General features: G+C 57.7%; 12 protein-coding genes. 2 read left to right on the top strand and 10 right to left on the bottom strand.

The genetic code is table 11. From position 1 onward, the window contains the following. Positions 1-57 precede the first annotated feature (57 nt). The 4 genes from M1D74_RS16965 to M1D74_RS16950 form a co-directional block, all read right to left on the bottom strand. A complete protein-coding gene (locus M1D74_RS16965) occupies positions 58-492 on the bottom strand; it encodes a LexA family protein (protein WP_458117289.1) in 435 nt (144 codons plus the stop codon). 43 nt (positions 493-535) lie between these two features. Next, entirely contained in the window at positions 536-1,588 is a 1,053-nt protein-coding gene (locus M1D74_RS16960) for a PDDEXK nuclease domain-containing protein (protein ID WP_458117288.1), read from the bottom strand. Positions 1,589-2,114: 526 nt separating this feature from the next. Then, complete coding sequence (locus M1D74_RS16955) at positions 2,115-2,267, bottom strand: hypothetical protein (protein ID WP_458117287.1); 153 nt, start codon at positions 2,265-2,267, stop codon at positions 2,115-2,117. 23 nt (positions 2,268-2,290) lie between these two features. Continuing rightward, positions 2,291-3,307, bottom strand: coding sequence for an ATP-dependent DNA ligase (locus tag M1D74_RS16950; RefSeq protein ID WP_458117286.1), 1,017 nt, complete (start codon positions 3,305-3,307; stop codon positions 2,291-2,293). Positions 3,308-3,852: 545 nt separating this feature from the next. Here M1D74_RS16950 and M1D74_RS16945 point away from each other — a divergent pair. Further along, positions 3,853-4,842, top strand: a complete 990-nt coding sequence (locus tag M1D74_RS16945) for a hypothetical protein (RefSeq protein ID WP_458117285.1) — start codon at positions 3,853-3,855, stop codon at positions 4,840-4,842. Positions 4,843-5,016: 174 nt separating this feature from the next. Here M1D74_RS16945 and M1D74_RS16940 read toward each other — a convergent pair whose 3' ends face one another. The 4 genes from M1D74_RS16940 to M1D74_RS16925 form a co-directional block, all read right to left on the bottom strand. After that, complete coding sequence (locus tag M1D74_RS16940; protein WP_458117284.1) at positions 5,017-6,201, bottom strand: hypothetical protein; 1,185 nt, start codon at positions 6,199-6,201, stop codon at positions 5,017-5,019. A 332-nt stretch (positions 6,202-6,533) separates the two neighbouring features. After that, on the bottom strand, positions 6,534-6,890 hold the full coding sequence (locus M1D74_RS16935) for a 4-fold beta flower protein (protein WP_458117283.1): 357 nt from the start codon (positions 6,888-6,890) through the stop codon (positions 6,534-6,536). Positions 6,891-7,001: 111 nt separating this feature from the next. After that, the gene (locus M1D74_RS16930) at positions 7,002-7,940 is read right to left on the bottom strand and encodes an AbiTii domain-containing protein (RefSeq protein WP_458117282.1); all 939 of its coding nucleotides are present in this window, start codon (positions 7,938-7,940) and stop codon (positions 7,002-7,004) included. 297 nt (positions 7,941-8,237) lie between these two features. After that, positions 8,238-9,344, bottom strand: a complete 1,107-nt coding sequence (locus M1D74_RS16925) for a hypothetical protein (RefSeq protein ID WP_458117281.1) — start codon at positions 9,342-9,344, stop codon at positions 8,238-8,240. Between the two features lie 144 nt (positions 9,345-9,488). Here M1D74_RS16925 and M1D74_RS16920 point away from each other — a divergent pair, with 144 nt between their 5' ends. Next, positions 9,489-10,058: a recombinase family protein gene (locus tag M1D74_RS16920; RefSeq protein WP_458117280.1), complete on the top strand. Its 570-nt coding sequence runs from the start codon at positions 9,489-9,491 to the stop codon at positions 10,056-10,058. A 64-nt stretch (positions 10,059-10,122) separates the two neighbouring features. Here M1D74_RS16920 and M1D74_RS16915 read toward each other — a convergent pair whose 3' ends face one another. Together M1D74_RS16915 and M1D74_RS16910 are read right to left on the bottom strand one after the other, a co-directional pair. Beyond that, positions 10,123-10,944, bottom strand: coding sequence for a hypothetical protein (locus tag M1D74_RS16915; RefSeq protein WP_458117279.1), 822 nt, complete (start codon positions 10,942-10,944; stop codon positions 10,123-10,125). 682 nt (positions 10,945-11,626) lie between these two features. Then, positions 11,627-12,307 carry a hypothetical protein gene (locus M1D74_RS16910; RefSeq protein ID WP_458117278.1) on the bottom strand — a complete coding sequence of 227 codons (681 nt, stop codon included), beginning with the start codon at positions 12,305-12,307 and terminating at the stop codon, positions 11,627-11,629. Between the last annotated feature and the right edge of the window lie 426 nt (positions 12,308-12,733).

The following is a 12,733-nucleotide window of genomic DNA, read 5'->3' as shown; positions in this document are numbered from 1 at the left end:
TGCAGCCTGGGGCTGCCGGTGGTGTGTGATCTGGCGGTGTTCACACTAGGTGCTGCCTCAGACGTAATGCAGGCATCGGGTGACCACACCCCAGATGCTCAAGTCCCCGAGTTCGGGCACCACGATGTCCGGGAACGACGGGTTCTCCGCGGCGAGAACAACACCGCCCGGGGTGATCCTGAGCCGTTTGATGGTCAGCTCCCCATCGAGCACTGCGACCACCACAGACCCATCCACGGCGGTCAGGGACCGGTCCACGATGAGCTCATCACCATCGCTGATGCCGGCACCGACCATGCTCTCACCAGAGACCCTCACAATGAAGGTACTCGTCACGTCCTTGATCAGATGGGCATTCAGATCGATGCCCTTGTCGTAATAGTCCTGCGCAGGAGAGGGAAACCCCGCAGGAATTGAGGCCGGCAAAGACAGCACCGTGATGACCGGCACGACCGCCCGGACTCCCTGCACAGTCACAACAATGGTCATCATCCCGGGCACTCCTAATCGAATACGCGTTCGATTAAAAATACACCTATGCGCGGGAGGCGGAACCGGTTCCTGGTTCGAGCTGGTCGAACGCCGCTGAGAGCTCCTCGGCGCCGGGCAGGGCGTTCTTCTCAGCTGGTGGCAGGGAGTCGTAGGTGTAGGTGGAGATGGCCATCGGCGAGCTCGAGCGTCCCAGCGCGTACCGGACGGTGTGTTCGTTCTTGGACCCGCAGATCAGGATGCCGACCGTCTCGTTGTGGGCTGGACGTTTGAGCTGGTCATCGACCAGGGCAACGTAGAAGTTCAGCTTCCCGGCGTGCTCGGGCTGGAACTTCCCGGTCTTGAGCTCGATCACGAAATACCGCAGCTGCTCGACGTGGAAAAACAGCAGGTCAATATAGAAATCATCGCCGCCGACCTCGAAGTGCACCTGCCGGCCCACGAACGCGAACCCGGGACCGAGCTCGCGCAGGGTATCAACGATCCGGTCCGTCAACGCCTGTTCCAGGTCCCGCTCGGCGACCTCACCGGACAGGCCGAGGAACTCGAACGCGTACGGGTCCTTCGCTACCTGCTGGGCAAGCTCCGAATCAGGGGAGGGAAGCTGCCGGGCAAAGTTCGACGGCGCCGCGCCGGTGCGTTCCATCGAGTTATTCATGATCATGTTCAGCAGCACGTTGCGCGACCACCCGTACTCCACGGCCGCGGCGGCATACCACTGGCGTGAGGCAGCGTCGTCGAGCTTGTCCAGCAGGGTGGTGATGTGACCCCACGGCAATTGTCCAACAGGCTGTTGGACAATTGCCTCTGCCGTCCAAGCACCCGCGAAAGCCCGCATGTAGTGCAGGTTGCTCCGCGATAAGCCGGTCATGTCCGGAAACTCGGTCCGCAGATCTTCGGCGAGTTGCCGGATGACCTTGCTGCCCCAGCCCTGGCGTTCCTGCTGGCTGCGGATCTCATGACCGATGTGCCAATACAGCTCAATCAACTGCGTGTTGACCGTCCGCAGCGCCTGGACGCGGGCCTCGCGGACGCGGCGCTTCAGCGCCTCAAGCGTCTGGCTGTAGCCATCGGGACGAACAACATCACCAGCAGTCATGAACCTCATTCTTCCGATGCCACCCATCCCGAAACGAATCCACACCCCACCATGCCCCGCAGCCCATACAGGAGATCTGCGTGACCGGGCGGGGTCGCAGCCACTTCAAGTGCTCGGGCATACCGACACTGTCCGGGTCCAACTCCGGACGGACACGTCGATAGCGCAGGGCGTGTCTAGGCTGGGCCGGAGAACGCGCTATCGGCGGAGACTTCCACCACCGCAGGCTCCGCCAGCGTCAGTGCCACATAGTACGTCCGTTACCTTTTGCTCTCGCCTACCGCCAGCACCTCCCTTCCCGGTATTGCAGTCCGGGCACGCCGAGGGTGAACACTCCAGCCTTCCCCGATGATGGCCGGTAGGCTGAAGATCAGCGCACCGATTCCCCCATATTGGTGTAGCGACCGAGGACTTTGTCCTCCCGTGCCGGCTTTCGTACGTTTCCCCCATTCGCACGGTGCCGGCACTGGTCGTTTAACCCCTCTCCGAGGAACGGTTCACATCAAAACACGAGTTCGAATATCAGTCATGCCCGATCGGTGCGGATGACGATCAGCTGCGCGCCTTCCGGGACCACGGCGTACAGTGATGCTCGTGTTTCGTCGTAGGTTGCACCAGTGGCGGTGACGTGACTGGTTTCTGCAGTTCCGCGAGTGCGGATGGTGCCTGTGAGTTCCATTCCTGTCACCGTACCGCCCAAAATCAGCGACTACGGTTCAGGTGCTGCGGAAGGGCGACGTCATCCGGGTTCAACTCCGGACGGACGCGCACGTACCGTAGGGCGTGTCTGAAGGATGCGCCGGAGAACGCGGTATCGGCGGAGACTTCCACGACCAGGGGCTCAACCAGTGTCAGTGCCGTGGTGGGGCTGGTGCTGTTGAATCGGTCGATCGCACCGGATTTCACTTCCGTCGGCCACGGATGTCGCGGTCGCCCTGGCTTGAGGTGCGGGGCCAGTGCTTTGGAGGCCTGTCCTTTTAGGAGGGAGGTGCGGCCGACGATGCGCAGCTCCCCCTCGATGGGGAGGCCTGCGACCACCATTTCTGGCCGGCTGATGGGGCCGATTACCGCCGCGCACACCACGTCCAGGGTTTCCCGGTGCTTGACCTTTAGCCATTGCCTTTCACCGCCCTGGTATTCCTGGTCGGCGCCCTTGATGACCAGTCCTTCGATCCCGGTTGAGGGCATCGTTTCAAACCAGTTGGCCGCTTTGACTGGGTCGGTGGTGGTGGGGGAGAGGTCCAGTGGTGGTTCCCACCAGGATGCGAATTCCTCCAGTAGTTCCCGTCGGTCCCGCAGTACCAGGTTGCGGGTGTCGGTGCCGGCCGCCTGCAGCAGATCGAACGCCACAAACGACGCGGGACGCTCAGCGACCAGTGTGGGCAGATTCTTCTTCGATGAGGTGAGCCGTTTCTGCAGGGATTCGAAGTCGAGCCGACCGTCGGTCCAGATGACTGCTTCGCCATCGATCATGAAGCCCGGCGGGATCTGTTCCTCGGCCGCGGCGAGAAGGTCCGGGAAGTAGCGGGTCAGGTCCTTGCCCTGCCGGCTCCACAGCGTCGTTCCGTCCTCGGTCGAGGAGATCATCAGACGGTAGCCATCCCATTTGGGTTCATAGAAACAGCCACCGGGCAAATCATCCGGTGCAGGGATCTTCGGCACCGCCCTGGCCAGCGCCAGCGCCACCGGAGCGCCGGCCTTGAGCGGTGTGCTCTTCATCGACCCATTATTGCCCCGAAACCAGGCTGTGCACGGCCACCGCTCGCTCGAGGTGAGACTCCCAATGTCGGTGACGTGGTGGCCGTGTGCAGGCGGTCATGCTGGTCCCTGCTGTCCACGTGTGTGCGGGACAAGCAGCGAAGCGGAGGGAGCTTGTGCCGTGCACAGGTGGGCAGGAGGCTAGGGCACCAATCAGTCGATCTTGTCCCTTCGGGATCCCTCATCGCGCGACAGCCGGCTTAGCTGTCAGCAGTTGGGTTATGTCGGCAATTGGTTTGTGTGTCGTGCATGGGGCTAATTCTTAGTGATGCCACCTTCTGTCAGGGCTGCGGTGGCAGGCACGTCACGGGCGCACCGCTGGCCAGCTAGCCCCTGAAGAATCGTCCTTGCCCGTGCTTCTCCTTGAAGAACGGTGTAGCGATAGCCACACATAGTCGGCTATGACTTCTCGGATCGTGCTTCCATTCGGAAGCTTATGGAGAGTGCACTTTGGGAGGGCGACACCCAAAACACGTCGAATTTCGGCGTCGCCCTAGGCTTAGCGGATGAACTTTCCTACCGATGGTTACGCCTCTCATTCCTCTCGTGCCGACTGGCCATTCGGCAACATATATCGATCCCATGCCGACCTCGCCGGACACCTGCATCAGGTCGGTCAGCGACATGCTCAACGGGCGCTAAGGCTTTACACCTCAGAGGACGAATTCGAGCAGCTGGATGCCGCTCTAAGTATGGGGACGTCAGTAGAACTACTAGCTAAATCATTACTGGCCTCGGTGCATCCGACCTTGCTCCTTCCAGTGAGCTCCGATGTTGCAACCCTTCTGAAGTACTCAGGGACTAAGCTGCCGGGTGTCGACAATTTGGATGCGTTTCAGGTGAAGTCACTGGAGGCCACGAAGGCGATTGAGCGTTTGCGGCATATCAAGCTGCTACCTACCTGGAGCACCGCTGATCAATCGGTTTTCACTGTCAGGAATGCCGCTGCACATATGGGCTTGGTTCAACAAAACCTGCTTCGCAGTGCAGTCCGGCCAATGGTCCGCTTCGCCGAGTTCGTTCGAACGCACTACGGCTACGTGCCTAAGGAGTGGTGGGGGGAAGAACTGTCTAGCATCGCACCAGGGATGGTCGAAGCAGATGCTTTGGCTTGGGAGCAGATCGTTCAGGGGAAGTTGGCTGCTGCGCGGATACGGATTTCCGAGTTGAAAGCGGGGCTTCCAGAAGCTGCGGCGGACGGAATCCTTTCAGGAATGGTCGGGTCTTGGCGGACGACCATGGACTACAACGAGACAACATCATGCCCAGGATGCGGGTATCTCGGGTGGGCAACAGGAGAGGTGCATCAAGGTTCTGGAGAGACTCAGTACGACGAAGATGGGTGGCCAACCTATTACAGCACTCTCCATGTTCTTCACTTTGAGTGCAACGTTTGTGGCCTGAAGCTGGCGGACGAAGCGGAGCTCGAGATCGCTGGAGTGGAGGTGGAGATTGAATTCGAAGACGAACACTACTTCCCCGAGCCGGACATCTGACTCGGTCTCGTCGTAGATATGGCCGTGACAAGCGCCCTGAACGACACCTGAGCGTCTGTAGACGGTCACGGCGTAAACTTCTATCGCCCCGGTCCTATTGCTGTGCATGCAACGTCACTACTCGGCAGGTCAGTCTGACATCAATTGCTGCGCGAGATCGTAGTTGACTGAATCTCAGTAATCCATGTTTACAGCACGTTCATCAAGGTATGCGTTGTAGTCTACGTATTTCGAAAATCGTTCGGGGCTTTTCATGGCGTCGAAGAGTTCAGCCCGGAAGATGGGATCAAAGCGAACCTGCAGGCCGGAAGTAATCCACTCCATGGCGTAACGCATACGCGTGTCTCGGAGCCAGGCGTCGAACTCATCAAAGAGCTCAAAAACGTGGTTAATGTCTTCGTCTGTAGCGTGCGTGAAGAAGATGCCGACACGCTCAGTTGCGGAGCTCAACCCCACAGGGATGGCGCCAATCCCTTCATAGTGCAGGTAGACCGAAGATCCGTTCCCTTTCTCAAATCCCCCGTGAGAATAGGTATTGCGCCAGCGCTCGACTACATCAACCAGCCTGTCGTAGTAGAGTTTGTCGTCCCGTTGCGTCAGATCGAAGATCTGCCTGTACTTGTCCCCCCACCGAGAACCGATGAACCTTTCGAGAGAGTGCTTGGAAGGGTCGAAATTCTCGAAAGGCAGCGCCAGCACCATGTCGTGTTCTAGAAGACTGAGGTAGGCGTTGACTGAGGCCACCAGATCATGGAACGAATTCAGCTGCATCTGCAGCTTCCCAAGTTGGAAGCTTATGGCTTGTGCAATCCCAGCTCCAGCACCGAAATGTTTCACCTCGTCTTCGACAACCAATGGATGCAAGGAACGCTCACGAAAATACTCATAGGTTCGTCGCAGACTAGCGTGCTGGTTTATCACAGTAGCGTCGCCGTTACGGAAGAGCCCAGACGCAGCCGGGGCAAGCACTAGGTCCTCTACAACCCGCATGCTAGAGCTGAGCTTCTTGACGATTTTCCTTGCCACTTGATCGGCCTGCGTCTCGTCATTGTCGATGAGTTCGACGTACAACCGTAATCCGAACTTCTCTAGTGCGAGTTCGCATTGACGACCCTGAAACAGAAAGTTCACCCACCACGCCACCTTCTCTCCTGGGCCGGCAGAAGGCAGATCGATAAGTTTCAACGCATACCGCACCAAACCGGGGAGTGCTATTTCGTCACGGGAAACTGGACGCCGATATCGCCGATACCGTCTCGCCTTGTCCTTATCAGTATCGGGGTCTAGAAACTCACGTAATGACGTGGCACTTAGCCGCCTGGCAGCCTCCTCTGATCCCGCTAGTCGTGCTGACGTCATGCTGGCAGTCTATTGCTGCTCCTACGTCACGAAGGACATCATCGCTGTCCCTCCATTCGGCGTATGGGAGCAACCCGGGGGTTGCCCTGACAGACGCCCCACCTTGCACCTTCTGGGAACCCTCAGCGGGCTGAGGGTTCGGGGCCAGGACCTGCTGTGCTGCTTGGAGCGCTCATGTACGTATAAGCAGTACGGACTAGTGCACGGTAGGAGCACCGAAACGCCCAGGCGTTATCAAACAATCGAATGGGCTGCCTGACATATCGCTCCGTTATCGGCGTTTGTTGATCGACCTCGCGTGGGCGACGGGTGCGCGGCGTCGCGAATCAATGTCATCGGGGTAAGTACTGAAAGAACGACAGGTTCGACCACACGCCAACCCGAGCAGCTCGGGCTTGCCGGGCAGATCGAGCCGCGCGCGCTGGTCGTACCGCCCGTACCGGCTGGGTCGGACGGGCATGGCGGACCGGTCTTGTGGGCCCGCCTTTCGCTCCCGAAACGAAAGCAACTGCGGCGCCGCGGTGATCTCGGAAGTTACCGTCATTGAAGTAACCAACATGCTGCCCTTGTAGTCCGTAAACAGCATCTTCGTACAGCCAGCCAATCACCTGGCCATCGAGGTTCCGCACGATTTCATTGGCTTCTAACCAGGCCACCACGCGGCCCTGCGGTCCGTAAATTGCTTCCATATATGCAGGGTAAGCGGCACCACCGACAAATTGAGGCTTAGCCCCGAGGCCATCAGCGCAGCTGATGTATCGGCGATACTACCGGCCAATACTTAACTACCGACGGAACTCCTATCCGAACGCACCCTGCATTGCTAGGTCCATCAGGGCAGATACCGCTGCGCTGCTCGCGCTCGTCACAGCAGCGACACCGAGCTTATCCGCCAATGCGCGAAGCTTGCCGGCTCGCTTAATCACCTCACCTGTCTCCGGCTGAGATTTCGTAATAGCTTCCCGGAGTTCTTCAATGGCAGTCTCGATCTCAGACGTATCAGCGTCGGTGGAGTGCGCAGAGCGTTGCACGGTAGCTAGAAGCTCGACAACATCATCGATACTCAATCCGGCCGATGAACTGGCGCCAGCACCGATCGCTGTCGGGCCCGAAGGCTCCAAAATAGTGGTTGTATATACGTCCCCCACGTGGCCGATTCGCTGCAGCATCGCAGCCTCGACGTCCGCGCGACTGGGGAGTTCTGTCAGTGGGGTCGTCACCGTTAGATCGGCGATGAAATCAACAAGTTTAGTCCGAATCTGGCCGAGGATTCCCGTGAAGACCGACCCTGACATTACGTAGGACAGGTTCACGATGGATTGGAAAGGGCCGATTTCCTGATTCCACTTTGCTTGCGCAGCGGCCAGCCCTCCAGGCTTGAAATGCAAAGCCTTCTCTCGCGCCAAACGTTCAAATTCTTCTACAGGTTGCGTCAAGAAAAGCACCTCCGACACGTACTGCCGTGCGGCCGCAGGTAGCTGTGAACGGGTCACGGTCTGACCGGTCATCCAGGTGTTCCCGCTCATCGAGTCCATGACCATCGGGACGTTGGGAATCTTACGATACTCAGGCAGAAGAGCCTCATCGGTGTAGCCGTTCAACTCGTGCCGAGCCCAGTCGCGCAACGAACTCGATCCCGTCTCCGCACCCAGCAAAAGACATTTGCGCAGTAATCCGGCTAAGGTCTCACTCTCGTCAAGAGCCCGCTCGCGAAGCGAACGCAATAAAGGTTCCGTCATTCTTCGATCCTATTCGGCACCTCTGACAGGTCGTCCCAAGTCGGCCGGTGCTGCTGGGATGACCGGGTACCTGCCCTTTGGGATGCCTTAGGGCGGTGCTTTGCTCCGTCTGGTCAAAAGGGACCTTTTTGATAGCGGACGTATTGACATCTAGCCACGATCAAAGCGGGTAAGCCCGAGGGTCATAACCCATGGCCGAACCGTGCCGAAAGGCTCAACCGGTCTGCGACAGATTCTGACCCTATCGCCTCACGAAGCACAACCTCAGATCGCTAGCATTACTAGGTGGCACTGGAACTATCGCTTCCACTTGCTGATCAGCCAGCCCAGCGTAGATCCAGCGATACCGAACAGAACGGAGGCTGCGATCAAGTGTCGGTTGCCCGGGGAAGGGAAAACACCGTCCCCACCTGCAGAAGAGGGCACAAGCGACTCACGGGCTTTTTCTGTATCAGGTGCTTCAATTTTCGGAGGAGGTTTGCGACGACGGTTATCGAACAGAGGGCCGACCGCTCCGCATGCCCAGATCAAACCACCACTGGTGGTACCTGCCAGTGCGGCGGCGATAAACAGGTCGCGCTGGACAGCAACGCTTTGTTGTTGATCGACGCCATTCAGCCGATATCCATCAACCGGACCGAAACTCCGAAGGCGAATCCCCCATGCGGGGGCAAGTAAGTTTTCCACTTCTGGACTTGAAACTGTCGGCACATACTCCAAAGGAAGGTCCGTCGGTGTGATACTTGCAACGGATTCTGGAGCTACCGCTTCTATGCCGAAGCCGCCCTTCATGCTCATAACCTCGACAGGAAGTGACAGGGTCCCAATACGGGGGAAGGCATATCGGTGCTCGGCGCCGGCAATAGCTTCGGTAGCGGCCGTCGTCTCGCCCTCAAGGCCAAGGGCCCAACCGATGCCACCCTCTCCAATGGTTTGACCAGTGAGGTCCCCTTCTTCAAGGACAGTCGTCACGCAGTCATCATCAAGGGAAAACTCGGAAGCGATCGTACCTGCGTAGATGTTCGCGTCGGAGGAGGGTAGAGGAGGTTCGAGCTTGAGATCCCTCCCGCCAGCCGTCGTGCGGAGTTGGACATCCTTCATGCCTCCGCAAAACCCGATCACCAATTCGCCTGCTCGTTCTGCCGGGACGCCAGCGTCGACGTCGCCCTTCAGAAACATGCCAAACGTGGTCATGGTCGGAGAGGGTTGAAAGTCCAATGAGACATCCACCCGGACTGGTGCCGGCGCTGACCCTTGCTTGACGCCCACAAAAATCACACCAGGCATATCTAGCCGCGGGACAGGAACGAAGGACGGCTGTGCAAAATACGCGGCAGCGGACAGCGACCCAACGGTGACGACGACAGCTGCCCCTAGCTGCAACCAACCGCCTGTATTTGTCACCTCTGCAGTGTATAAGCGTGGACCCGAAGCATTGGTTCTGTGGCACCGGGTACACCCATACGCAACGGGTCGCACTCAACGGAAAGTCCGTCGCGTTAGGGTCGTTTTCCAAGTTTTGCAGCAGAAGTGTGCAAGGCTCTAGATATGGTGCAACAGAATGGGCAGCGGATTGGGTATGCCCGTGTGTCGAGCTCCGACCAAAATCTTGCCCGGCAGTTGGCAGCCCTGGGGGAGGTCAACCGCCTATTCGATGAGAAGCAGTCGGGAGCACAACGAGCTGGACGGACTGCGTTGTCAGACATGCTTGCTTATGCCCGCGACGGGGACACAATTGTGGTGTCCTCCATGGATCGCCTTGCTCGCTCGGTCGTAGATTTGAACCAGATCGTAGGAGAACTGACGACCAAAGGTGTTGCGGTGGAGTTCATCACTGAACGGGTTACCTTTGCTCCTGGAAGCTCGGATGCGTTCGCGGAATTCCAGCTGAACATCATGGCCTCTTTTGCTCAGCTCGAGCGTGCCATTACGAAGGAACGGCAAGCAGACGGTATTCGCGCGGCCAAGGCTCGCGGCGTCTACCGAGGAAGGACACGCAAGCTCACAGCGGACCAGCTTGCCACGGCACTCGAGTTGGTCTCCTCCGGAGTTCCCAAAGCTGAAGTAGCCCGTCGTCTGAGTGTTGATCGGTCAACGCTGTACCGAAATCTTGCATGAGAAGCATGATTGTTCAAACGCAGATGAGCAGGCACGTGAGCGTCTTGCCTCATTCAGTAGCGGCTCATCGCGGAGTAGAGTCAACAACCTCGGGATCGACGACCTCGGCGTAGATAGTGCCTGCCTCTTCGGGTCGGTGTCCTGGCTTGGTCAGCTCCAAACTCGCCAGGTGTTTTTGCAACCGCTTGGACATGGGAAGGAATGTGCCTAGGGTGAGGCCTCCAGAGAGAACTGCGCCGACGACGGGGATCGCCTTCGCGACTCCGCTGGCGAAGAGCTTCTTGGTCATATTCACACCGAGATAGCCAGCAACCTTTTTCACAATCGGGAAGATGACGCCTTTGGTGAGTGCCTGCTGCGGTAGTTTCTTAGCCACATTGCCCGCGATCATGCCAGCGACCTTTGCGACCCCACCCTGGGCGATCTGTACGCCGAACATCACGCCCACGAACAGGATCAGCATGCTCTCGGTTGCCTCATCAACCTCTTCGCCGTCATCGCGGAAGAGGTCAGGCCAGCTGTAGATATAGGCAAGCTTCTGGACAATCCGAAGCATGTGGCCCATGTATTGCACGAGGTCGGCTGGGACAGTGCCGACCATCGCCAGACCGCCGGGAATACCTGCAAGGGTCGAAAGACCGGTGACTTTGCTCGTCTCATAAGCGATGGAGGTGTTTGCTACCTCAGTGATGACCTTGAGCGGAATACCCGCTGCCGCTGGACTTTCGGCGATCGCCCTCTCGATCTGCTCCTCGGTGCAGTGGCGCTTCAATGCTGTCCGGAGGTAGGCGGCCCTGCTGATCTTCGCACCCGGCAGCTTCGCAGCAGCGTCCAGCACCTGGGTGAAGTTTGATCCAGAATTTTCAATCTGTTGGTTTTCGGTCATGTGCTAGATCGTATCGGTGGGCTGGCCACCGTTGAGCGCCCGGCGAATGGCTGATGACGGTCATCAACAGCCCGATAAAGGTATCTCTCACGCATTCAGGAACGCGGATGCCCGTCGAATTACTAGAACTAGCTCAGCTACCGAGTGAAGTACTCACCCTCGCCATCACACCTCTTGCAGATCGCACGGATCGGAGATCCATTGGGTGACGGCTTCTGCCCATAGTCTTCAATCCAGCCCTTACCGCTGCAGGTCGGGCACGTCCTTACATCCCTGCCTGGCATTATTGATCAGCTACCGTCCCCGCAACCAGGACAGGGCTTGCCAACAGGCTTTGACGCTCCACACTTTGAGCACTTCACAGCTTCCTTGTTGATTTCAGCGAAGTTAGACATGCCGCTCCTCGATTCTGCTTTCGCGTAGGTAGGCCAAAGATACATGTGTAAGGAGCTGAAGGAAATACCCTGAGTAAGGGGGACGCCCTTAGAGGCATGAAAAAGTCGTGGGTGGAAGTCCAGTGTTTGTTTGCATTCGCCTGTTCCAATTGGCCCTAGGTCTCCAGCTGGTACTGAACGTCGTCATGATCCCACTCGATGGAAATCGCCTGCTTAGACCCTCTACGTTCTGTTGCTCACTCAGTTATCTGCACCGCGGCCACTGAGTATGAAGTGGCTCCGTGTGATTAGTAGAACTTAGGCAATTGTGTTTTGTGTGTTTCCAAGAATCTCTTCAATGCCAATGATGTGCCGAGGCCAGGTGGTTTATCGTCGATACCCCGGTAATTCCATCGCCCGTCCCAATATTCTTGATAACTTGCTTGTGGAACTCGGCCAAAACTTCCAGGCTTGTCCCTCCAGCTGGCGAAGTTGTTTGCACCCCAGGCGCTGGTTCGCCAGAGATCAACGGTAGAGTGCTCGTATTTGAAACTGAGATGTTGCTCGTCGAAGTTGAAATGACCGAAGAACTCGGACTGCACCAGCCTTCCGTTGGTGAGGAGCAACAGTGCCTTTCCGGAACACAGACCTTCCCGCATCCAACCTTTCCTAAGTGAGAACTTGTTGGTGACCGGCACGTGCCATGTTGCTTCCTGTACATCAGCAGCTACTACCCAGAAGCTAGAGTCAGGCCACGGTTCGACTCCGGAGACTTTCAGCTCCTTGCTGACACGATTCCCGTAGTTGACTAACTTTCGAGCCCAAGGTTCGGTTGCCACAACTGCACTCGACGGATCGAAGCCGTCCAGCCCCGCATAGTCATCCGGTAACGGTGTATCAGCACCCTGCGGAGAAGGACCGGTAGGTTCACTGGTTGGCATGCCAGCCGCAAGTTCCGATTTGCCGAACAGTTTGTCAAAAAAGCCCATGTTTACTCGCCTAAGAATGGATATGGAACCGTGTCTTCAGCTTGCTCAGTAGTCGAACGTAACAAAATTGCGTGGCCAGCTCGTGGATCCACCTGATCGTACAAACCTGTTCAATGCCGAGCTTGTGCCCCTGCCGTCCACGTTTTGATTAGTGCCAGGACGCCATTTATCTGTGAAGCGAATCGATTGGCTAGTTAGCTGAAGACCGTACGCTTTGAGATTATCTTTAGGGCACTGGCGCCACCGGCCAGTGTTGCCCCAGCCCCAATCAAGCGTCTGTAGTTGTCGGAGGTTAACGCCGAGATCGCTAAAGGTGATGTCCATCTGCCGGTCAGCGACTCCTCCTGCTCTAGTCAAGTGACCGAATACGTTAGCCGTACATAGCAGGCCGGATGCAGTGAGTAGGAGGGCCGGGCCCCTGAAGTA

It is taken from the genome of Arthrobacter sp. D2-10 (assembly GCF_054161285.1).
This window is presented reverse-complemented; position numbering and strand designations above follow the sequence as displayed.

Coding starts and splice junctions, on each gene's coding strand:
- M1D74_RS16945 (WP_458117285.1), top strand. CDS start 3,853: ATGAACTTTCCTACCGATGGTTACGCCTCTCATTCCTCTCGTGCCGAC.
- M1D74_RS16940 (WP_458117284.1), bottom strand. CDS start 6,201: ATGACGTCAGCACGACTAGCGGGATCAGAGGAGGCTGCCAGGCGGCTA.
- M1D74_RS16935 (WP_458117283.1), bottom strand. CDS start 6,890: ATGGAAGCAATTTACGGACCGCAGGGCCGCGTGGTGGCCTGGTTAGAA.
- M1D74_RS16920 (WP_458117280.1), top strand. CDS start 9,489: ATGGTGCAACAGAATGGGCAGCGGATTGGGTATGCCCGTGTGTCGAGC.
- M1D74_RS16955 (WP_458117287.1), bottom strand. CDS start 2,267: ATGGAACTCACAGGCACCATCCGCACTCGCGGAACTGCAGAAACCAGT.
- M1D74_RS16965 (WP_458117289.1), bottom strand. CDS start 492: ATGATGACCATTGTTGTGACTGTGCAGGGAGTCCGGGCGGTCGTGCCG.
- M1D74_RS16930 (WP_458117282.1), bottom strand. CDS start 7,940: ATGACGGAACCTTTATTGCGTTCGCTTCGCGAGCGGGCTCTTGACGAG.
- M1D74_RS16960 (WP_458117288.1), bottom strand. CDS start 1,588: ATGACTGCTGGTGATGTTGTTCGTCCCGATGGCTACAGCCAGACGCTT.
- M1D74_RS16950 (WP_458117286.1), bottom strand. CDS start 3,307: ATGAAGAGCACACCGCTCAAGGCCGGCGCTCCGGTGGCGCTGGCGCTG.
- M1D74_RS16915 (WP_458117279.1), bottom strand. CDS start 10,944: ATGACCGAAAACCAACAGATTGAAAATTCTGGATCAAACTTCACCCAG.
- M1D74_RS16910 (WP_458117278.1), bottom strand. CDS start 12,307: ATGGGCTTTTTTGACAAACTGTTCGGCAAATCGGAACTTGCGGCTGGC.